At 69.2% G+C, this 19,747-nt stretch carries 16 protein-coding genes; 6 read left to right on the top strand and 10 right to left on the bottom strand.

The features are described from left to right. Positions 1-187: 187 nt before the first annotated feature. The 3 genes from CBM2588_RS20255 (at position 188) to CBM2588_RS20245 (ending at position 2,731) form a co-directional block, all read left to right on the top strand. Complete coding sequence (locus CBM2588_RS20255; RefSeq protein WP_115682180.1) at positions 188-577, top strand: OsmC family protein; 390 nt, start codon at positions 188-190, stop codon at positions 575-577. A 353-nt stretch (positions 578-930) separates the two neighbouring features. After that, entirely contained in the window at positions 931-1,752 is an 822-nt protein-coding gene (locus CBM2588_RS20250) for a hypothetical protein (protein WP_115682179.1), read from the top strand. Between the two features lie 229 nt (positions 1,753-1,981). Beyond that, positions 1,982-2,731, top strand: a complete 750-nt coding sequence (locus CBM2588_RS20245) for a DUF3047 domain-containing protein (RefSeq protein ID WP_172583640.1) — start codon at positions 1,982-1,984, stop codon at positions 2,729-2,731. Here CBM2588_RS20245 and CBM2588_RS20240 read toward each other — a convergent pair. The 8 genes from CBM2588_RS20240 to CBM2588_RS20205 all read right to left on the bottom strand — a co-directional run bounded on the left by CBM2588_RS20240 (position 2,728) and on the right by CBM2588_RS20205 (position 11,899). Continuing rightward, positions 2,728-3,489: a lipoyl protein ligase domain-containing protein gene (locus CBM2588_RS20240; RefSeq protein ID WP_115682178.1), complete on the bottom strand. Its 762-nt coding sequence runs from the start codon at positions 3,487-3,489 to the stop codon at positions 2,728-2,730. The genes CBM2588_RS20245 and CBM2588_RS20240 overlap by 4 nt on opposite strands. A 47-nt stretch (positions 3,490-3,536) precedes the next feature. After that, a complete protein-coding gene (locus CBM2588_RS20235) occupies positions 3,537-3,878 on the bottom strand; it encodes a carboxymuconolactone decarboxylase family protein (RefSeq protein WP_115682177.1) in 342 nt (113 codons plus the stop codon). A gap of 74 nt (positions 3,879-3,952) precedes the next feature. Beyond that, the gene (locus CBM2588_RS20230; protein WP_115682176.1) at positions 3,953-5,068 is read right to left on the bottom strand and encodes an acetoin dehydrogenase dihydrolipoyllysine-residue acetyltransferase subunit; all 1,116 of its coding nucleotides are present in this window, start codon (positions 5,066-5,068) and stop codon (positions 3,953-3,955) included. Continuing rightward, positions 5,068-6,084: an alpha-ketoacid dehydrogenase subunit beta gene (locus tag CBM2588_RS20225; protein ID WP_115682175.1), complete on the bottom strand. Its 1,017-nt coding sequence runs from the start codon at positions 6,082-6,084 to the stop codon at positions 5,068-5,070. Before CBM2588_RS20225 ends, CBM2588_RS20230 begins: the two co-directional genes overlap by 1 nt. Positions 6,085-6,119: 35 nt before the next feature. Continuing rightward, complete coding sequence (locus CBM2588_RS20220; protein ID WP_115682174.1) at positions 6,120-7,133, bottom strand: thiamine pyrophosphate-dependent dehydrogenase E1 component subunit alpha; 1,014 nt, start codon at positions 7,131-7,133, stop codon at positions 6,120-6,122. 65 nt (positions 7,134-7,198) lie between these two features. Then, positions 7,199-8,266: an ATP-NAD kinase family protein gene (locus CBM2588_RS20215; protein WP_115682173.1), complete on the bottom strand. Its 1,068-nt coding sequence runs from the start codon at positions 8,264-8,266 to the stop codon at positions 7,199-7,201. Positions 8,267-8,628: 362 nt separating this feature from the next. Continuing rightward, a complete protein-coding gene (locus tag CBM2588_RS20210) occupies positions 8,629-10,635 on the bottom strand; it encodes a sigma-54-dependent Fis family transcriptional regulator (protein ID WP_115682172.1) in 2,007 nt (668 codons plus the stop codon). A gap of 223 nt (positions 10,636-10,858) precedes the next feature. After that, positions 10,859-11,899, bottom strand: a complete 1,041-nt coding sequence (locus CBM2588_RS20205; protein WP_115682171.1) for an LLM class flavin-dependent oxidoreductase — start codon at positions 11,897-11,899, stop codon at positions 10,859-10,861. Positions 11,900-12,111: 212 nt separating this feature from the next. Here CBM2588_RS20205 and CBM2588_RS20200 point away from each other — a divergent pair, with 212 nt between their 5' ends. Continuing rightward, positions 12,112-12,867, top strand: a complete 756-nt coding sequence (locus CBM2588_RS20200; RefSeq protein ID WP_115682170.1) for an IclR family transcriptional regulator — start codon at positions 12,112-12,114, stop codon at positions 12,865-12,867. Between the two features lie 18 nt (positions 12,868-12,885). Here CBM2588_RS20200 and CBM2588_RS20195 read toward each other — a convergent pair whose 3' ends face one another. Together CBM2588_RS20195 and CBM2588_RS20190 are read right to left on the bottom strand one after the other, a co-directional pair. Further along, positions 12,886-15,669, bottom strand: coding sequence for a hypothetical protein (locus CBM2588_RS20195; RefSeq protein WP_115682169.1), 2,784 nt, complete (start codon positions 15,667-15,669; stop codon positions 12,886-12,888). A gap of 77 nt (positions 15,670-15,746) precedes the next feature. Next, entirely contained in the window at positions 15,747-16,727 is a 981-nt protein-coding gene (locus CBM2588_RS20190) for a DedA family protein/thiosulfate sulfurtransferase GlpE (RefSeq protein WP_115682168.1), read from the bottom strand. 413 nt (positions 16,728-17,140) lie between these two features. Between CBM2588_RS20190 and kdgD the strand changes: the two genes are divergently transcribed. Both kdgD and CBM2588_RS20180 read left to right on the top strand, forming a co-directional pair. Then, the gene (gene kdgD, locus CBM2588_RS20185; protein ID WP_111520918.1) at positions 17,141-18,055 is read left to right on the top strand and encodes a 5-dehydro-4-deoxyglucarate dehydratase; all 915 of its coding nucleotides are present in this window, start codon (positions 17,141-17,143) and stop codon (positions 18,053-18,055) included. A 114-nt stretch (positions 18,056-18,169) separates the two neighbouring features. After that, positions 18,170-19,696 (top strand): aldehyde dehydrogenase (NADP(+)), encoded by a 1,527-nt coding sequence (locus CBM2588_RS20180; RefSeq protein WP_115682167.1) that lies wholly within the window; start codon positions 18,170-18,172, stop codon positions 19,694-19,696. Positions 19,697-19,747: the final 51 nt, after the last annotated feature.

The raw sequence follows: 19,747 nt of genomic DNA, 5'->3' as shown, positions 1-19,747 counted from the left end.
GGTGCCGCGTCGTGTTGCGAGGGGGCGAATAGTAAGCGAGCGCGACGGGGTTGGCAAGCGGTTTCTGCGAACTAGCCGAAACCGGCACAAATGCGCCGCTTTCGGCGCTTCTCACTGGAGGCCAGGCTGCTTATAGAATGGCCGTTCCGGCCCGCGGGGCCGCTCTTTGACGAGATGGGGACGTTCAATGACTATCCAAGCGACATGGAAGCCAAGCCAGGGCAACAGCATCTGCCAGCTGACCAACGGCACTGCCGAGTGGCAAGCCGATCTGGACGCTTCCGCCGGCGGCGACACCCGCTACCCGAACCCGCATGACCTGCTGGACTCGGCCCTGGCTGCCTGCACCACCCTGACCTTGCAGTTGTATGCGAAACGCAAGGGCTACGCGGTCACTGACGTCCATGTTTCGGTCGGTCATGAAGAAGCCAACGGCACCTATACGATGCAGCGCGAGGTCAGGGTCAGCGGCGACCTGTCGCCCCAGATCCTCGAAGACCTGCTGCGCGTCGCCAATCGTTGCCCGGTGCACAAGACCCTGTCCGGCCAGGTTTCGATCCAGACCTCGATGGTATGACGGGCGCACCCCGGGGTTGCCACGGCAAATGAGAATCGTTAGCATTTGAGTTCTCGGGTTCTGACACCACCTGAGTCAGCAAATGGGTTGGCCGGACACGGCATCGTGTCCGGCTTTTTTCTTTTGCGGGATGCCGTGTCATGGTCATGACCGCCAGCTGCAATACGCTACGCCGCGATCCCACCCCGCTGACGCAACGCCCATGTGCTGTGTTGGCTGGCCCACCAAGTTCCGTCCGGGAAGTGGTCAAAACGGCGGGGCTGACACACTTTGCACCGCACCGCCGGCTTACCATGGCGAAAAGCAAAAACAATAAAAACGCTTAAATAACGAAGCGAGCGGGGGGGGATGCCTTGACCAATTTCATTGAAGCCTATTGCGCGCAGATACGGCTTGCGGGCGCCGGCGGCGTGATCGCGAAACCCGTCGTGGTGGCGCGGGACAGCAGCTACGCCATGCACTACGTACCGTGCGAATACCTGAATCCGCAGGCAGCGCTGGTGCTGGTCAGCACCACGCCGGGCCATGCGCACGTGCGGCTGGCCGCCGCGGTGACCGAGGAACTGCTGCGCTCCCATGCGCCGGGCCGTGTAATCCAGCGCGAGAACAAGCGGCGCGTTGAACTGGGCGGCAAGCTGGTACGGCCCAACCTGATCCGCATGCTTGACCACTTCCGCGTGCCGGAGCTGGTGGGGCTGCCGCACGCCGCCGCCTTGTGGAACGATGGCTTCGAGCGCCTGCAGCCGCTCGCCCTGTTGCCGCATGCCACCACGCGGCGTGGCCTGGCATTCGATGGCCCGCTGGAAGAACTGCTGGACGCGCCGATGCTGCGCGACGTCTTCGAGACGCAGTTCCTGGGCGCCGTGCGGCAGATGCGCACCGACGCGCTGTATATCGCATTGGGCCGCACCGCCTGGGCCGCGCTGCAGCACGCGGTCACACGCCGGTTGCTGGCGCGCCGCCAGTTGCTGGGAATGATGCCGGTGCCGGCGCGCGCGGGCAGCATGGTGCGTTACTTCCTGCGAGAGATCGCCGCCAGCGCCCTGTCGGCCAAGGATCCGGTTCGGCATCGCGTGGACTGGCTCGACGCAGCCCACGCCGAACTGGAAGCGAATGTCCGCAAACTGCGCGCCTCGGTCCGACCAGAGCCGCCTCCCGCCTACCTGATCGCGTAAGCGGTCGCTCGCACTCATAGTTGTGATCCATAGACCCCACGGAAGAGGGGTCTTGGGACGCCGGTTTGCGTCGATAACGTCTCCTGAGGAATTTGACACTCCTCGCATTCCCGATTTGCGGCCCCTCGTGGGCCGCGATTTTTTTTTGGTGGTCAGATCGGACAGGGTCCACGGCGCTCGGGCACACGGTTTGCGTTCGATCCCACGTCTCGTATTCCGCTGATCCGCCATGACGACCACCCATGCGTTGCCCATTGCCCTGTGTGCCACGCTGTTGCTGGCCCCGCTTTCAGCGCCGGCGCAGAGCGGCAAGCCTGGACTTGTCCTTTCCGACCGCAAGCCGGGCGGCGCGTTGCCGAATGACTGGAAAAATTTACCGGTCGCCGAAGGCAAGGCCAGGACCGAGTACCAGCTGGTGACCGAGGGCGGCACCACGGTGCTGCGGGCGCAAGCCAAGGACTCGGCGTCGGCGCTGATGCATGCGGGCAACGTGGACCTGTCGCGCACGCCCGTGGTGGCCTGGCGCTGGAAGGCAGAAGGCGCGATTCCCGGCGCCGACAACCGCGATGGCGCGCGCGAGGACGCGCCGGCGCGGCTGGTGTTCTTCTTCGACGGCGACGCCAGCAAGCTCCCGCTGGGCGACCGCGCCGCGATGCAACTGGCGAAAACCGTGGCAGGGGAGGAACTGCCCTATGCCACGCTGATGTATGTCTGGTCGACCAGCGCCGCGCCCGGCAGCGTCATCCCCAACCCGCATACCGGCCGTGTGCAGATGATCGTGGTATCCGGCGCCGACGATGCCGGCAAATGGCAGAACCTGCGGCGCAATCTGGCGCGCGACTATGAACGCGTGTTCCACGAGCCGCCCGGACCGCTCAAGGCCTACGGCCTCATGACCGACACCGACAATACCCACGCCGCCAGCCGCGCCTGGTATGGCGATATCCGCTTCCTGCCGGACACCGCGGCGAAGAACTAGACCGGGGCGGGATGCTGTCCGAGGCTCCATCGCAGCGCAGCCGCGATCTCGGCCATCAGCGCGACATCGTCCTTCACGGCGTGTCCGGCGGACAGCAGCGCCTCGCGCACGCTGACCACCTTGTCCGCGCCATACCGCCGCTCGCTGCCGATGGCCGCCTCGAAGGCATTGGCGCGCGCATTGATCTGCTCCGGGTCGGCGCTGACCAGCAGCACCGCGTGGGCCAGCACCAGGTGGCGCTGGCCGTCGGCCGCCTGCATGGCCGCTGGCGCGCGCCGCCAGTACTGGGCCGTGCCGGCGATCTTGCGGGCGGCTTCTGGTGACCCCCAGGCGAGGTTGTAGCGGCCGTCGCAAAATGAGCCGGCCACCGCCTGCCAGTGGGTCTCGATGCCGAGCGTTCGCAGCGCGCCGCCGATCACTGCGCACAAGTGCAGGTAGACCGCGTCGCTGAGCGCGCCTGGCGGCTGGCCGACGGCGTAAGCGAGGCTCAGGTTGAGGATGCCGGGCCCCTGCGGAACCAGGCCGCCGCCGGACATGCGCAGGAACACGGGGCAACCCTGCTGCGCGAAATCGGCGCGCGCAGTCTCCAGCGCCGCGTGGCGCAGATAGGTGCGCGGCACCACCAGCGACAGCGGTGCCTCCCACAACCGTGCCACCTGCCGGCCCTGCGCCGCGAGTTCGAGCAGCGCCAGTTCTTCCTGCAGCGGGTCGCTGCCCGCGTGGTCCAGGGCGACGGTATCGACAAGTTCAAACGGCATCGGTTGGGAAGCTGCCCGGGAATGGCGATGCGCCGAGTCTAGCAACCCTAGGCGTTGAGCGCATCGAAATACGCCAGCGCCTTGGCCGCGTACATCGCGCCGGGGCCGCCACCCATCTCGATATTGACGGCCAGCACTTCGGCCAGTTGCTCGCGGCTGGCTCGATGGCGCAGTGCCTGGCTGGTGTGGAACAGCACGCAATCGTCGCAACCCTTCTGCACGGCGAGTGCGACCGCTACCAGTTCCTTGATTTCGGCAGGCAGGCTGCCCTGCTGCATGGCGGCTTTCATCACGCCCTGGAAGGCGCTCATCGCGGCGGGCTGGGCCTGGCCGAGCGCGCCGAATTGCTTGTTGATGTCCGCCAGGCGGGTCTTCAGGTCTGTGGTCATGTGGAGGTGTCCTTTGGTAGATTGGCCCCGGGCGTTGCGTGGACGGCGCGACGCGGCGCCGTCCGGGCGCGGCATCAGCCGGCCAGGTGAGTCTTCAGCAGCGCGTTGAAGTCGTTGGCCTTCTCCATCTGGCTCATATGGCCGGCATCGGCAAAGACCTTGACGGTAGCGTCGGGCGGCGCCGCCTCGGCATGCGCGGCCGGGATGATGCGGTCCTGGCCGCCCCACACCACCAGCACCCGCTTGCCGCTGTCGGCCAGGAGCTGGCCCGGCTGCTCGCTCTGCCGGCCGCCGCCGAACAGGCCCTGGCCGAGCGCGGTCAGCGCCTCGTCGACGCCATCGAGCCGCTTGTAGCGCAACAGGTCATCCAGCATCTGCCGGCTCACCAGCCCCGGGTCGGCAAACAGCAGCTCGACCACGGGCTTGAGCTCGCGCCGCGACTGCGCCTTGACGAAGCCATCGGTATAGTCGCTGTTGACGGCTTCGCCGAAGCCGACCGGCGACACCAGCGCCACCGACAGCACCCGCTGCGGCGCATCCACGGCCAGCTGCGCGGCCACGCCGCCGCCCATCGAATGGCCGACCAGATGGGCCGCCTCGATCCCGGCCTCGTCCATGAAACGCGCTACAAAGCCGGCCATCTGCGCCAGCGTCGTGCCCGCGAGCCGCGGCGACGACTGTCCGTGGCCGGGCAAGTCGAGCGCCACCACGGTGTACGCGTCGGCCAGGGGATCGAGGTTGAACAGCCAGTTGTCCAGGTCTCCGCCAAATCCGTGGATGAAGAGCACGGCCTGGGCGCCGTCGCCCTTGCGGGCATAGCGGACCCGGATGCCGTCGACCTCGGCAAACTGGTACGCGCTGGCGGCATCCTCGTCGCCGCCATCGTCCGCCGGCGTTTCATAAGCCGCGACGTATTCATCGATCTGCGCATCGCTCACCTCCGCAGGGGCCAGCACGCCAAGCAGCGCCTTCACCGGCAACACGTCGCCGGCCTGCGCCACCTTGCGGCGCAGCGTGCCCGCGTCGGGCGCCTCCACCGCATTGGCGATCTTGTCGGTTTCCACATCGAGGATCGGCATGCCCACGGTGATCTCGGTGCCTTCGTCGACCAGCCAGGCATTGACGGTGCCCTCTTTCATCGACAGGCCCCATTTGGGCATCACGATCGGGGTGATTGCATCCGTTGCCATCAGTGCTTGCCTCCCTTCACGGTCTTGCGCGCGGCATTGACGATCTGTGCCGCGCTGGGGATATACAGGTCTTCCAGCGTGGGCGAGAACGGCACCGGCGTATGCGGCGGGCACACCATCTCGATGCCGGCCTTGAGCGCGCCGAAGGCCTGCTGCGCAACCTGCGCGGAGATATCGGTGGCGATATTGCAGCGCGGGCTGGCTTCATCCACGACGACCAGGCGCCCGGTGTTCTCTACCGACTCCAGCACCGTATCCATGTCCAGCGGCGAGAGCGTGCGCAGGTCGACGATCTCGGCCTCGATCCCCTCCTTCGCCAGCGTCGCCGCCGCTTCCAGCGCCCGATGCACCATCAGCCCGTAGGTGACGATCGACACGTCCTTGCCGTCGCGCACGATATTGGCCTCGCCGAACGGGATGGCATAGGCGCCTTCCGGGACATCACCTTCGAGGCCATAGAGGTTCTTGTGCTCGCAGAAGATCACCGGGTCGTTGTCGCGGATCGCCTGGATCAGCAGGCCCTTGGTGTCGTACGGCGTGGACGGGCACACCACCTTCAGGCCGGGAATATGCGTGAATAGCGGCGTCAGCATCTGGCTGTGCTGCGCGGCGGCGCGGAAGCCCGCGCCGACCATGGCGCGGATCACCACCGGGGTCTCGGCCTTGCCGCCGAACATGTAGCGGAACTTGGCGGCCTGGTTGAAGATCTGGTCGAAGCAAACGCCCATGAAGTCGATGAACATCAGTTCCGCGATCGGGCGCATGCCGCACGCCGCGGCGCCGATGGCGGCGCCCACGTAGGCGGATTCGGACAGCGGCGTATCCAGCAGCCGGTCGCCGTGCTTGGCATACAGGCCCTTGGTCACGCCCAGCACGCCGCCCCAGGCGTCCTTCTCGCCGTCCGCGCCGGCGCCGCCGACGATGTCCTCGCCCAGCATGATGACGCTGGGGTCGCGGGTCATTTCCTGGTCGATCGCCTCGTTGATCGCCAGCTTGATGCTCAGTTTGCGAGCCATGTCTGTCTCCTGATAATTGGTTTGCGCGTGGCGGATCAGTAGCTGACGTAGACGTCGGTCAGCAGGTCTTCGGGGCCCGGCTGGGGCGCCGCCTTGGCTTCCTGCACGGCGTGCTCGATCAGCGCGGCGACTTCGCGGTCGATCGTGTCGAGCTCTTCGCGCGCGATCACGCCGGCTTGCGTCACTGTGCGGCCGAACAGCTTCAGGCAATCCTTGTTGGCGCGGATATCGTCGAGTTCGCCGGCGGCGCGGTAGGTCTGCGCATCGCCTTCGAAGTGGCCGTAGAAGCGGACCATCTTGCATTCGAGCAGCGACGGCCCGCCGCCCTCGCGCGCGCGGCGGATGACTTCGCCGGCGGCTTCGTGGACCGCGAAGAAATCGGTGCCGTCGACGGTCACGCCCGGGATGCCGAAGCCCGCGGCGCGGTCGACGTAGCTGTCGACCGCGGTGCCGTAGTCGCGCGAGGTCGATTCGGCGTAGCCGTTGTTCTCGATCACGAAGATCACCGGCAGGTTCCACACCGCGGCCAGGTTCAGGCTTTCGAGGAAGGTGCCCTGGTTGGAAGCGCCGTCGCCGCAGAAGGTAATGCCGACCTCGCCCTTGCCGCGGAACTTCGCCGCCAGCGCGGCGCCGCAAATCAGCGGCGCGCCCGCTCCCAGGATGCCGTTGGCACCCATCATGCCCTTGGACAGGTCGGCGATATGCATCGAGCCGCCCTTGCCATTGCACGAGCCGCCCTTCTTGCCGTAGATCTCCTTCATCATCGCCACCGGATCGACACCCTTGGCAATGCAGTGCCCATGGCCGCGGTGCGTGCTGGCAATGCGGTCGCCGTCGTGCAGGTGGTGCAGGATGCCGACGCCCGCGGCTTCCTCGCCCGCGTACAGGTGGACGAAGCCCGGGATGTCGCCGCGCGCGAAGTCCACGTGCAGGCGCTCCTCGAAATCGCGGATGGTGCGCATCTTGCGGTACACCGTCAGCAGCGTCTCCTTGTCGAGCGGCAGCGCGCCGCGGGATTGCGCCGGATTTTGCGAAGCTCTGGCTGTCATCTCTGTCTCCTTCGTTTTCAGGTGTTGCACTTCAAGAAAATCGGTGGATGCGTGGCCCGGCGTGCTCAGGCCAGGGCGTGCTGCGGCACGCTGCGCATCAGCTGGTGGCGCGCCGCGTGGCGCATGCACGCGGCGACGTCGATGCTGCGGAATGCGTGGTCGTGCAGCGTGACGGTCACTTCGTCGTCCGGGCCGAAGGTCAGCTCGCGCTCGCCGTCCAGCGCGACGACGCCGCTGCGCTGGCGCACGCGATGGGGGCGGCCGTGCGCGAGCCGCTGCCAGCCGGCGATGGGCACGGTGCACATCAGTCCGGGCGCGATCGGCGCGCTCAGTTCGAATTCGCCCGCGCCCGGCGCCGCGAGTTCGATCGCAAGGCCGCCCGCTTCGCGCCGACCCACCGGCTCGAGCAAGCCGGCGATGGCGGACAGCCCGATCGCCTCGGGGTCGGCAAAGGACACGTAGACCGCGGCCAGCGTGTCGGTCTTCCACAGCGCGCGCGCGCCGATGAAGTGTTCGTGCGAGATCACCGCGTCGACCAGCGCGATGTCGCGGCGGAAGGTGCCATTGCCGTCGCGGATGACGATGTCCAGGCGCTTGTTCGACGCCAGCGCCTGGCTGGCTGGAATGCGGGCGGTGGCATAGAGGCCGGTGGCGAGCCCGGTGATGGTGGGCTCGCGCATCTCGGGGTAGGCATTGTTGGTGCCGGTCGACAGTCCCGCGATCGGCACCGCGCCGCATTCCCGCACCACGGCGCGGTGAGTGCCGTCGCCGCCCAGCACGATGATCGCGGCCACGCCGGCATCGGCCATGCAGCGCGCGGCATGCAGCGTGTCGTCGACGCGCGAGGCCACCGGCATGTCCAGATACGCGACCTCGGGCAGGCTCGAATCCGGTCCCTGGCGGTGCGCCAGGTGCCGCGCCAGCATGACGCGCAGGCCCTCGCGGTCGGGCATCATCAGCACGCGCCGCACGCCGCACGATGACAGCGCGGCCAGCAGGCGCAACACGATATTGACGCGGTCAGCCAGCTGCAGGCTGTTGGCGTTGGCGATCACGCGGCGGATGTCGCGCGCCGAAACCGGATTGGCGATGATGCCGACCAGCGGCGCATCGGCGAACCTTGGCTGCCCCATTGCCTGTCTCCTGTGTTGTCGTTGTGGTGACAGGCGACTTTGCAATGGCTGTGCCAGTGGCCGGATGGCATCGCGATGGCATAAGGCGGGCGCTTGCGGGGCGCTGGCTTCAGGGATAACCCGCAAAAATCGCTGCCGCTTGCGCCGGGCGAGCGGCCTGGGTGGCCGTCAGGGCGAGACAGGTGTCACAGTGCAGGTGTACGGAGTGGACACGCGTAACGTCTTATCACCGGCGTGGCCGCACGCCTGGCGAAAGCCGGCGTCAAGAGAAATCCCGAAGACGAAAGGCGGCGAACGGCTTCGCAGAAACGGGTACGCCCGGCAGCCGCGCCAGCGCTGCCGGCCTTGCGTACGGCGCAGTGCTACGCCTGCTCCCCGCCGTCGCGCCGGTTAGGCGACTGGATGCCGTAGCGCTCCATGCGCCGGTACAGCGTCATGCGGCTGATGCCGATCTGGCGCGCGACCGCGCTCAGGTTCCAGCCCGAGGCGCGCAGGTACTGCATCAGCAGCATGCCCTCGGGGGGCAGCTGGTGCGGGTCGAACGGGGCGGCGGTGCCGTGGTCCGGGGCGCGATCGGCTGATGCCGGCTGGGCCGCTACGGCAGCCGGTTCGGCGGTGCCGGCGACGGCATCGGGCAGGTCGTGCACGTCGATATAGCCGCCGCTGCAGACCGCGCGCGCGTACTCCAGCACGTTGCGCAGTTCGCGCAGGTTGCCCGGCCAGCGGTGGCGGCGCAGCCGCTCGCTCGCGGCCGGCGACAGCGTCACCGGTTCGCCCGCGCCTTCCTGCAGCAGCTTGCGCACCAGCCACTCCAGGTCGGTGCGGGCGCGCAGCGGCGGCAGTTCGAAGCGAGCGCCGTTGAGGCGGTAGTAAAGGTCCTCGCGGAAACGGCCTTCGGCAACCAGCTGCTCCAGGCGATGGTGCGTGGCCGAAATCACGCGCAGGCGTACCGGCACCGGGCGCGCGGCGCCCACCGGCAGCACCTCGCCCTCGGCCAGCACGCGCAGCAGCCGCGACTGCAGTTCGCGCGGCATGTCGCCGATCTCGTCCAGGAACAGCGTGCCGCCATCGGCCTCCTGGATCAGCCCGCGCTTGCCGCGCGAGCCGGCGCCCGAAAAGCTGTTGGGCAGGTGGCCGAACAGCTCGCTCTCGATCAGGGTCTCCGGAATCGCCGCGCAGTTCACCGCGACAAAGGGCCCGGCGCGGCGCGCGCTGGCCTGGTGCAGCGCCTTGGCGAAGAACTCCTTGCCGCTGCCGGTTTCGCCCTGGATCAGCAGGTGGATCGGCGAATCGACCAGGCGCGCGGCACGCTCGAGCTGCTGCGCCAGCGCGGCATCGCCGCCGCTGAGCGCCGCCAGGGGCGCCGGCATCGCTACCTGCGCCGGTGCCGCGGGCGCCTGCCAGCCCAGCGCTGGCGGCATCACGCTCAGGTAGAGCAGGCCGCCGCTGCGGTTGAGCGCGACCAGGCGCTGCTCGCTGGGACGCGAGTAGACATAGCGGCCCAGGTCTTCCAGCCGGGCGTCGAACAAGGTCTCGAACGGCTGCCCGAGCACGGTGGCGCCGGGCATGCCGCTCAGTTCGGTCTCCAGCATCAGGCGGGCACGATGGTTGTGGCCGACGATGCGGCCGGCATCGTCCAGCGCCAGCAGGTATTCCGGGTTGACGTCGACAAACTCGGGCGCGACGTTCAGCTTCAGGATCCAGTCGCGCCGGTGCGCCCGCAGGAAGTTGGCGTTCTCGATATGGGCGGCGTAGATGCGCACCATCTGCAGCGCCAGGCCCTGGCTGTCCTTGGCCTGCGGCGAGACCAGCGCCGAGATGTCGAGGATGGCGTGCAGCTTGCCATGCGTGTCGAACAGCGGCGCGGCGGTGCAGGTCAGCGGGATATGGGTGGCATCGAAATGGTCGGCCTGGTGCACGGTCAGCGCCTGCCCGGTGACCAGCGCGGTGCCGACCGCGCAGGTGCCGGCGCCACTCTCGCTCCATTCCGCGCCAAGGTAGAGGCCGGCGTGGCGCAGCGCGGCATCGGTGTGGGTGTCGCCGATATAGTCGACCGTGACGCCCTGTGCATCGGTCAGCAGCACCACGTAGCCCAGCGCCGCCACCTGCGCGTGCAGGCTTTGCAGGCCGTGGCGGGCGATGCGGGCGAAGTCGTCGATGCGTTCCTGGTGTTCGCGCAGGCGCGTCTGCGGCAGGATGCGCGCCTCCTGCATGCGCGAGGGATCGAGCCCGTACTGGTGCACGCAGCGCCGCCATGAATTCTGGATGATCGCGTCATGCGCGATGCGCTCCGCGAGCAGGGCTGGCGGGGATAGGTAGGCGGTGGCCTGGACCACCGTCTCGATGTGCTCGCGTTGCCGCAGGTCCATCGCTGTCTCCTGTCGTCGCTGCCCTCGGCCCCCGGAGATTGCTTTGGAGGCGGCGGATCGGGCGGACTATGTGGGCGCGTGCCTTGGTGGCCACGCCTCTGTGTGGTGTCGGCCTTCTAATGTATCCGAGCGCCTCGGCGCCATGCAAACCAGAACCGGCAGGAAATGAAAGACAGCGGCCGGCGCACGCCGCAAGTGCGGCGTGCGTCATACCGGCAACGGCTCAGAGCGCGGCGTTGGCCCTGAGGCTGCGCGCGGCAGCGGCGGCAATCTCGAACGATCGCAGCCGCGCCTGGTGGTCGAAAATCTGGCCGGTGATCATCAGCTCGTCCGGGCGCAGGTCATCGACAAAGCGCTGCATGCCGGCGCCGACCGCATCCGGGTCGCCCACCACGGAGCACGCCAGCGAGCGCCGGATATGGTCAGCCTCGCTTTCGTTCCAGAGCGCTTCGATAGCGTCGACCGGCGGGCGCAGCTGCCCTGGCGTGCCGCGCACCAGCGCCAGGAACTGCTGCTGCAGCGAGCTGAACAGCCGCCGCGCCTCGTCTCCGGTATCGGCCGCGAACACATTGAGGCCGAGCATCACGTAGGGCCGGTCGAGCGTCTCGGACGGGCGGAATGTGCGCCGGTACAGGTCCACCGCCTGGCGCATGAAGCCCGGCGCAAAGTGCGAGGCGAAGGCGAACGGCAGCCCCATCGCCGCGGCCAGCTGCGCGCTGAACAGGCTCGAACCCAGCAGCCAGATGGGCACCTTCAGGCCCGCGCCCGGGACCGCGCGCAGGCGCTGGCCGGGACGCACGTCGTCGAAATACGCCTGCAGCTCTTCCACGTCCTGCGGAAAGGTATCGGCGCTGTCGCTGGCCAGATGACGGCGCAGCGCGCGCGCGGTGGCCTGGTCGGTGCCGGGCGCGCGGCCCAGGCCCAGGTCGATGCGGCCCGGATAGAGCGAGGCCAGCGTGCCGAACTGCTCGGCGATCACCAGCGGCGAATGGTTGGGCAGCATTACGCCGCCCGAGCCCACGCGGATACTGTGGGTGCCGTTGGCGACATAGCCGATCAGCACCGCGGTGGCGGCGCTGGCGATGCCGGGCATGTTGTGATGCTCGGCCAGCCAGTAGCGGTGGTAGCCCAGCTGCTCGGCATGGCGTGCCAGGTCGAGCGAGTTGCGCATGGCCTGGCCGGCATCGCTGCCTTGCGGGATGGGGGCGAGGTCGAGCACCGAATAGGCAACGCCGTTGCCGGCGGGGAGAGAGTCGCGGGTCATGTCGTGGTCTGGCGGGCGCCACACGTGCGCCGCCGCTGCAATGCGGATGGTTCGCTATGTTAGTGAGCCTGCGCGGATCGTGCTGGCGGCGGCTTTGCGGCCCTGCGGGCGGCGTGGGTATCGCCGGGCGCGGTGGGGCCACAGCGGGGGTGCAAGGATTGAGCCGCGCGCCGCTTGCCCTTACCATTCAGCCCGATGCGAAGGAACGATCGATGACTCTCAAGACACTGGACGGCGCGCTGGCCCTGCTGACCCACTTCACCGTGCGCCAGCCCACCTGGGGCGTGCGCGAGCTGGCCAAGCACAGCGGCGTGCATTACGCCGTAGTGCACCGCGTGCTGGCCACGTTCGCCGCCAACGGCTTCCTGGTGCAGGATGCGGCCACCGGCAAGTATTCGCTGGGGCTGCGGCTGTTCGAACTGGGGCAGGTGGTGCGCAAGAGCTTCTCGCCCGACGAGATCGTGCGCCCGGTGCTGGAGAAGCTGGCCGCGCAGAGCGGCGAGACCGTGTTCCTGTCGTGGCTCGATGGCCATGAAGGCCTGTGCGTGGGGCTGGTACAGAGCCAGCACCAGCTGCGCTTTTCGATCGAGCTGGGCGAGCGCTTTCCGCTCTATGCCGGCGCGCACGCCAAGGCCATGCTGGCGTTCCAGGACGAGGCCTTTCGCGACGAGGTGTACCGCCAGGCCGTGGCGCGCATGGGTCCGCATACCACGCTGGAACGCGAGCGCATCGAGCAGCAACTGGCCGAGGTGCGCGAACGCGGCTGGGCGCATACGCGCGAGGAAGCCGCGGCCAGCGTCGCGGGCCTGGCCCTGCCGCTGTGGTCGCGCGACCGCAGCGCGGTGGTGGGCTCGGTCGCCATCGCCGGGCCGCAGCAACGGCTCGACGATGCCGCCGTGCCACGGCTGCTCGAGGCGTTGCGCGACGCCAGCGGCCGGCTGGAAGACGTGATCGGCTTCGTGCGCTGAGGCCAGCGCAGCGCGCGATCACGCCAGCAGCGCCTTGCCCACTTCACCGCCCAGCACGCGCTTGCCAAGCGCGTGCCCCAGGGCCCGGTAGCTTTCCCATTGCGCCTCGTCGAAGAACTGGTCGCCGGTGCCCTCCTGCGGAAAGGCCGGGTGCGTGGCGCCATAGTGCCGCACGTCGGCCGGCGCCCATGACACCAGCCGGGGCTTGATCAGCACGATGCGGCAGACGCGCGCGCGCGGCGCCGCGCAGGCCGGGTCGGTGCGGAACACGTCGAGCAGCACCGCGCATTTGTCGCCGGTGCCGGTGCTGGACGGCTGGCCCGGCACGAAATCGTCCGGCACGCCGAAGACTCGGCTCAGCACCGGATGCGTGGTGGCGGCCTCGGTATCGACGACGATCTCGAGGCCATGGTCGATGCGCGCCAGGCGGATCAGGTTGGCAAGGTCGCCGAAGCGATAGTCGGGATCGGCCCCGCAGTCGCACAGCACGATCAGCGCGACGTTCCGGCCCGGACGCAGCAGCTCGTAGACGCCAGTGTTGTCGAAATGGCCGCCGTCCGACAGGTACTGCCAGCCGCGCCGCGTGCCGTGGAAGCGCGCGCTCAGCTCGCACCCCAGGTAATACTGCGTGCGGAAGATGCCGGCGGCCAGCCACGGATGCGTGGCGCGTTCGGGATGGCGCCAGCGCTCGCCCTCGCGCCCGCCGCGGCGCGCATAGCGGGCCGGGAACGACGGCCACCACGTGCCCAGCCGCAGGTTGGCCAGCCCCAGCAGCAGCGATGTACCGAGGGTGGTGGCACGGCCCAGCCCCGTGGACACGGCCGCGCCCGAGATCGCGATCCAGTCACCCACCGTCAGCGCTTGCGCCAGCTTGCCCGACGAGGGCCATGACAGATCCGGGCAGCACTGCCAGCCATCGACGGTGAAGCGCGCATAGGCGTCCGGCGCGACCGCGCTTGCCGCACCCGGCTGCGGCAGGCCGGCGCCCGGTGCCAGGCACAGCGGCTTGCCCTTGCGGTCGCGCTGGACCAGCTGCTCGGCCGGATCGACGGTCAGGTTCAGCGTCACGTTGATCAGGTGCAGCGGCGCCAGCACGTGCGGATCGTAGTAGGCATTGAGGCTGAGCTGGTCGCCCGGCACGGGCTCGGCCACGCTGAAGCGCGCGCGCCGGCGCCGGTCCGCCACCGGATCGGGATCGGGCGCGGCAAAGCGCTCGCCATTGGATGCGCCAAGGTAAGCGCGCGTGAGGCGCGCCGCGTAGAAAGGTTGCAGCGTGGACAGGTTCAGGAAGCCGGTAAAGCGGCCGGCGACCAGCGCCAGCACCAGTGCCACGGCCGTCAGCGTAGCCAGCGCCGGCCCGGTGTAGGCGGTGCCATACACCAGCCAGTCGACCGGCTCGCGGCCATTCCAGCGCACCCACAGCACCAGCCACGACCACAGCACGTACAGCAGCAAGGCCAGCACCGCCGCGGCCGCGCCGGCCAGCAGCGAGACCGGCAGGCGTGCCCACAGTGCCCGCCAGGCAGTACCGGCGCTGCCCTTGCGGCCTTCGTCGAGCCGGCTCGCGCCGTAGCGCACCAGCCAGACCAGCACGCCCAGAGCGCTCGCGGGCAGCGCCACGCCCCACGGATGGCCGGCCGCCTGGGCATACAGGTAAGTGGTGCGCGCGACGGTATCGGCCACGCCCAGTGCCGCCAGCCACAGCGTCAGCGTGACCGCCGTGCGCAGCGCACGCGTGGCCCGCACGCGATAGCCGGACACCGTGCGCGGCTCGCCCTGCAGCATTACCAGGCAGGCCAGCACGCCAAGCCAGGTCAGCACGCCCAGCGCGGCAAAGAATTGCGCAGGCAGCGGCCGCGCGCCGATCCGTTCCGACCAGTACGCGGCGGCGAGCAACAGCAATCCCAGCAGCGTGGCCAGCATCGGCGCGGGGCTGAAGAAGCGCCCCGGCGCCTGCGGCTCGCTGGCGCGCGGATAGACCAGCCAGTACGCCAGGCCGGGCGGCACCGCGCCGAGCACCACCGTCACCAGCGGCAGCCACAGCAGCGGGCTCCACCAGATCGCGCATTCGCCCTGGTTGAAGGCCTGGCGCGCATCGTGCAGCAGGTCCATCTCGTAGCGTCCGAAGCCGTACCACGCGCCCGCCGCGCCGTGCAGCAGCAGCGCCAGCAGCGACAGCAGCACCAGCAACGCGCTGCCGATCACGTAGTGCATCGCCAGCCAATTGCGCGCCACCAGCGCGGCGGCATAGAGGTTGTCGCCCGCGCCCGTGGGCGACAGGTAGCGGCCGTTCTCGCGCAGCCAGGCGACCGCGCCGCGGCCGGGATCGGCGGCATAGGAGACCGAGGTGTGGATGCGGCCCGGCGGCTCGCATTGCAGCGTGTGGTAGGCGTCGGCAGCGGCCTGGACCGGGCCGCTGCCGCGGCGCAGGCGCCCGGGCACGAACAGGCTGACGAAGAAGGCGCCGAGGTAGCCACCGCCGCTGACGGTCGACAGGTAATCGAACTGCGCCAGCAGCGAAGCCAGCCCGGGAACGGTCTGCGCCGCGGCGGCCGCGCTCGCCGCGGGTGTCTGGGGCGCGTCGCCGCGCGGGGTCACCGTGGTCGTGTCCGCCGGCATGTCGGTGCCGGCCAGCGCCTGCATCACGCCAAGGCAAAAGGTGGCGCTGCGAATACCGCCGCCGGACAGCGCCAGCGCCCAGTTGCGCTGGCCCTCTTGCGTGCGCGGCGCGATGCCGAGTTGGCGGCGGCGGTGCGCGATGCGGGCCGCTTCGTCGCCGTAACCGTGGTCTTCCGCAGCCATGGGTGCCTCCCGTAGCAGTCGGCCTGCGCCAAGTATAGGCAAGGGCGCATGGTCGATACTCCGCAGAGGCCTGCGGCTCAGCGTCCCGTCGCCTGGCCCGTGCCGGGATGGGTGACGGCGGGCGGCACGGTGGCGCCGTGCCGCCGCTTCCATTCATCGAAGCCGCCGGCCAGCGCCCAGGTCCTGGGATAGCCGGCGACGCGCAGGCGTTCGGCCAGCAGCGCCGCGGACATCTCGTTCGGGCAGGCGCAATAGACCACGATGTCGGCTTCGGCGGGCGCCACGCCGAGCGCGTCGAGGCTGTCGAGCGCGCCCTGCATGTCGAGCACCATCGAGCCGGGGATGCGCTCCATCGGCACGTCGCCATGTGCGCGCACGTCGATCACGACCGGCAGCGCGCCGGCCAGCCGGCGCGATTCCAGCTCATCCACGCTCATGCGCGGCACTCGCTTCGTGATGCGCAGCAGCCGCAGGCGGCGCCACGAGCGCCAGGCCAGGAATACCAGGAAGGCCCCCACCACCGCCACCAGCGCCATATGGCCGTAGGTGCTGAAGCCCTCAAGAATGGCATCGATGAAGTCGCTGAACACCACGCCGATCAGCAGGCCGCTGCCGGCCCACACCAGCGCGCCGATCGCGTCGTAGAACAGGAATACCGGCAGCGGCGTGCCAGTCATGCCGGCCATCGCGGTCGACAGCGCGCCGGCGCCAGGCAGCAGCTTGGCAACGACAAGTGAGCGCGGCCCGACGCGCAGGTACAGCGACTGGGTCTGGCGGATGCAGGAGTCGGGCGAAATCGATACCTTGCAGATCGTGCGCAGCATCGGCTGCCCCAGCCGGCGCCCGGCGAAGTACCAGCCGGTGTCGGCAATCAGGCAGGCGACGATGACCGCGGCCAGCACCGCGCCGATCGACGGCCCGGTCTCCTGCACGCCCAGCGCGCCGGCGACGAACAGCATCGGATAGGCCGGCACCGGTAGGCCGGCCTGCTCGACCAGTACGTTCAGGAACACCAGCATCAGCCCGTGGTTTTCCAGCAAGGCCTGTAACTCTCCCACCGCGCTCTCCCCGTTTGGCTCAGGACGCCAGTGTGCCAGCCGCCGGTTCGCCGTGGCGCGGAAGCTTTGCATGGTCGATTCAAATTGACTGAGTGCATCAAGCGGCCTTTTACTCACGTTGTCGGACAACAAGGCCTGTTTGACAACTGTCATTCCCGCGCAGGCGGGAACCCAGTGACTTTAAAGACGCTGGATTCCCCGCGGGGAATGACGGTAGTGTTTGATGCCCTAAGTGAACGGCGTTACCGCCCATGGAGGCCCTTGTACCGCTCCCGGTTAACCCGACGTACGTCGCCGGCCTATTGCCTTCGCCACCCCATTGTCGTACGATGACTGATAACTCGACTGACCTGCCACGCCGCAGGCAGCCGCCTCTGCCACCCCGGGCCATCGGCCCGCCCTGGATTGCCGCAATGCTCGCACCCAACGAACTCAAGCAAATCGTCTCCGAAGGCCTGCTGTCCTTCCCCATCACCGACTTCGACGCCCAGGGCGACTTCGCGCCGAAGTCCTACGCCGCGCGCCTGGAATGGCTGGCTCCCTACGGCGCCACCGCGCTGTTCGCGGCCGGCGGCACGGGCGAGTTCTTCTCGCTGACGCCGCAGGACTACTCCGCCGTGGTCGACACCGCCGTGCGCACCTGCGCCGGCAAGGTGCCGATCCTGGCCGGCGCCGGCGGCCCGACCCGCACCGCCATCGCCTACGCGCAGGAAGCCCAGCGCCTGGGCGCCGCGGGCGTGCTGCTGCTGCCGCACTACCTGACCGAAGCCAGCCAGGACGGCATTGCCGCCCACGTGGAAGAAGTCTGCAAGGCGGTCGATATCGGCGTGATCGTCTACAACCGCGCCAATTCGAAGCTCAACGCCGACCAGTTGGCCCGCCTGGCCGCGCGCTGCCCCAACCTGATCGGCTTCAAGGACGGCGTGGGCGACATCGAAGCCATGGTCAGCATCCGCCGCAAGCTGGGCGACCGCTTCTCCTACCTGGGCGGCCTGCCCACCGCCGAGGTCTATGCCGCGGCGTACAAGGCGCTGGGCGTGCCGGTGTATTCGTCGGCGGTGTTCAACTTCATCCCGAAGACGGCGATGGACTTCTACCGTGCCATCGCCGCGGACGACCACGACACCGTGGGCCGCCTGATCGACGACTTCTTCCTGCCCTACCTCGCCATCCGCAACCGCAAGGCCGGCTATGCGGTCAGCATCGTCAAGGCGGGCGCGCGCCTGGTGGGCCGCGACGGCGGTCCCGTGCGCGCGCCGCTGACGGACCTGACCGGCGAGGAAATGGAGATGCTGGGCGCGCTGATCAACAAGCTCGGACCGCAGTAACCCGGCACGTGGATGGCCAGCGCGCCGTCCCCGCCTCGCATTCCGACCAGCCGGCCGTGGGGCGCATGCCCTCCGGCCGGCTTCCCGTTCCAAACGCTGACAAGGATTCCTTCCATGCAAATCACCGGCGACATGCTGATCGGCGCGCAAGCCGTGCGCGGCACCGAAGCGACGCTGCAGGCGATCAACCCCGCCACCGGCGCGGCGATCGGCCCTGACTTCCACTGCGGCGGCGAGGCCGAGGTCGAGCGCGCCTGCGCGCTGGCCGAGGCGGCCTTCGACACGTACCGCAACACCACGCCCGAACAGCGCGCGGCCTTCCTCGAGGCCATCGCGGCGGGCATCGAGGCGCTGGGCGACACGCTGATCGAACGCGCCCACCTCGAAAGCGCGCTGCCGATCGCGCGGCTGCAGGGCGAGCGCGGCCGCACCGCCGGCCAGCTGCGGCTGTTCGCCACCGTGCTGCGCGAGGGCCGCTGGCAGCAAGCCACCTTTGACCCCGCCCTGCCCGAGCGCACCCCGCCGCGGCCGGACCTGCGCATGCAGCGCATCGCCATCGGCCCGGTTGCGGTGTTTGGCGCCAGCAACTTCCCGCTGGCCTTCTCCGTGGCTGGCGGCGACACCGCCGCGGCGCTGGCGGCGGGCTGCCCGGTGGTGGTCAAGGCGCACCCGGCACACCTGGGCACCTCCGAGCTGGTCGGGCGCGTAATCCAGCAGGCGGTGCGCGACGCTGGCCTGCCCGAGGGCGTGTTCTCGCTGCTGGTGGGCGCGGGCAATGCCATCGGCACCGCGCTGGTGTCGCATCCGGCGATCCAGGCGGTCGGCTTCACCGGCTCGCGCGCCGGCGGCATGGCGCTGATGCGCGCCGCCAACGCGCGCCCGCAGCCGATCCCGGTGTATGCCGAGATGAGCAGCATCAACCCCGTGTTCCTGCTGCCCGCCGCGCTAGCCGCGCGCGGCGAGGAGATCGGCCGCCAGTTGGTCGAGTCACTGGTGCTCGGCGTCGGCCAGTTCTGCACCAACCCCGGACTGGTGATCGGCATCGAAGGCCCGGCGCTGGACAAGTTCCGCGCGGCGGCGCTGGGCGCGCTGCAAGGCAAGCCTGCCGCCACCATGCTGACGCCCGGCATCCATGCCGCGTATCAGCAGGGCGTGGCCCAGCTGGCATCGCTCGACGGCTTGCAGCGCATCGGCAATGGCGTGGACGCCAGCGGCACCAACCAGGCCCGGCCGGAGATGTTCGAAACCACCGCCGCGCAGTTCCTGGCTGACCACCGCATGCAGGCCGAGGTGTTCGGCCCATCGACGGTGCTGGTGGTGTGCCGCGATATGGAGGAGATGCTGACCGTGGCGCGCCAGCTCGAAGGCCAGCTGACCGCCACGATGCAGCTCGACGACGCCGACCACCCGGCGGCGCAGCGCCTGCTGCCGGTGCTGGAACGCAAGGCCGGGCGCGTGCTGTGCAACGGCTATCCCACCGGCGTCGAGGTGGCGTACGCGATGGTGCACGGCGGGCCGTTCCCGGCGACGTCCGATGTGCGTACGACTTCGGTGGGCGCTACGGCGATCGACCGGTTCCTGCGGCCGGTTTGCTACCAGAACCTGCCGCAGGGGCTGATGCCGGCGGCGCTGCGGAAATAACAAGAGCCATTGAGACGTGCCCCGCCTGGTGCGGGGCTTTTTGCTTTTGGC

The sequence above is a fragment of the Cupriavidus taiwanensis genome (genome assembly GCF_900250075.1).
Taxonomy (GTDB): domain Bacteria; phylum Pseudomonadota; class Gammaproteobacteria; order Burkholderiales; family Burkholderiaceae; genus Cupriavidus; species Cupriavidus taiwanensis_C.
Note: the sequence above shows the minus strand (reverse complement) of the source record. Positions and strands in the feature narration are given on the sequence as shown.

Excerpts from the sequence above, each read along its gene's own strand:
- CBM2588_RS20180 (WP_115682167.1), top strand. The coding sequence starts at position 18,170 with ATGCAAATCACCGGCGACATGCTGATCGGCGCGCAAGCCGTGCGCGGC.
- CBM2588_RS20240 (WP_115682178.1), bottom strand. The coding sequence starts at position 3,489 with ATGCCGTTTGAACTTGTCGATACCGTCGCCCTGGACCACGCGGGCAGC.
- CBM2588_RS20230 (WP_115682176.1), bottom strand. The coding sequence starts at position 5,068 with ATGGCAACGGATGCAATCACCCCGATCGTGATGCCCAAATGGGGCCTG.
- CBM2588_RS20195 (WP_115682169.1), bottom strand. The coding sequence starts at position 15,669 with ATGGCTGCGGAAGACCACGGTTACGGCGACGAAGCGGCCCGCATCGCG.
- CBM2588_RS20225 (WP_115682175.1), bottom strand. The coding sequence starts at position 6,084 with ATGGCTCGCAAACTGAGCATCAAGCTGGCGATCAACGAGGCGATCGAC.
- CBM2588_RS20215 (WP_115682173.1), bottom strand. The coding sequence starts at position 8,266 with ATGGGGCAGCCAAGGTTCGCCGATGCGCCGCTGGTCGGCATCATCGCC.
- CBM2588_RS20205 (WP_115682171.1), bottom strand. The coding sequence starts at position 11,899 with ATGACCCGCGACTCTCTCCCCGCCGGCAACGGCGTTGCCTATTCGGTG.
- CBM2588_RS20255 (WP_115682180.1), top strand. The coding sequence starts at position 188 with ATGACTATCCAAGCGACATGGAAGCCAAGCCAGGGCAACAGCATCTGC.
- CBM2588_RS20235 (WP_115682177.1), bottom strand. The coding sequence starts at position 3,878 with ATGACCACAGACCTGAAGACCCGCCTGGCGGACATCAACAAGCAATTC.
- CBM2588_RS20245 (WP_172583640.1), top strand. The coding sequence starts at position 1,982 with ATGACGACCACCCATGCGTTGCCCATTGCCCTGTGTGCCACGCTGTTG.
- CBM2588_RS20220 (WP_115682174.1), bottom strand. The coding sequence starts at position 7,133 with ATGACAGCCAGAGCTTCGCAAAATCCGGCGCAATCCCGCGGCGCGCTG.
- CBM2588_RS20200 (WP_115682170.1), top strand. The coding sequence starts at position 12,112 with ATGACTCTCAAGACACTGGACGGCGCGCTGGCCCTGCTGACCCACTTC.
- kdgD (WP_111520918.1), top strand. The coding sequence starts at position 17,141 with ATGCTCGCACCCAACGAACTCAAGCAAATCGTCTCCGAAGGCCTGCTG.
- CBM2588_RS20210 (WP_115682172.1), bottom strand. The coding sequence starts at position 10,635 with ATGGACCTGCGGCAACGCGAGCACATCGAGACGGTGGTCCAGGCCACC.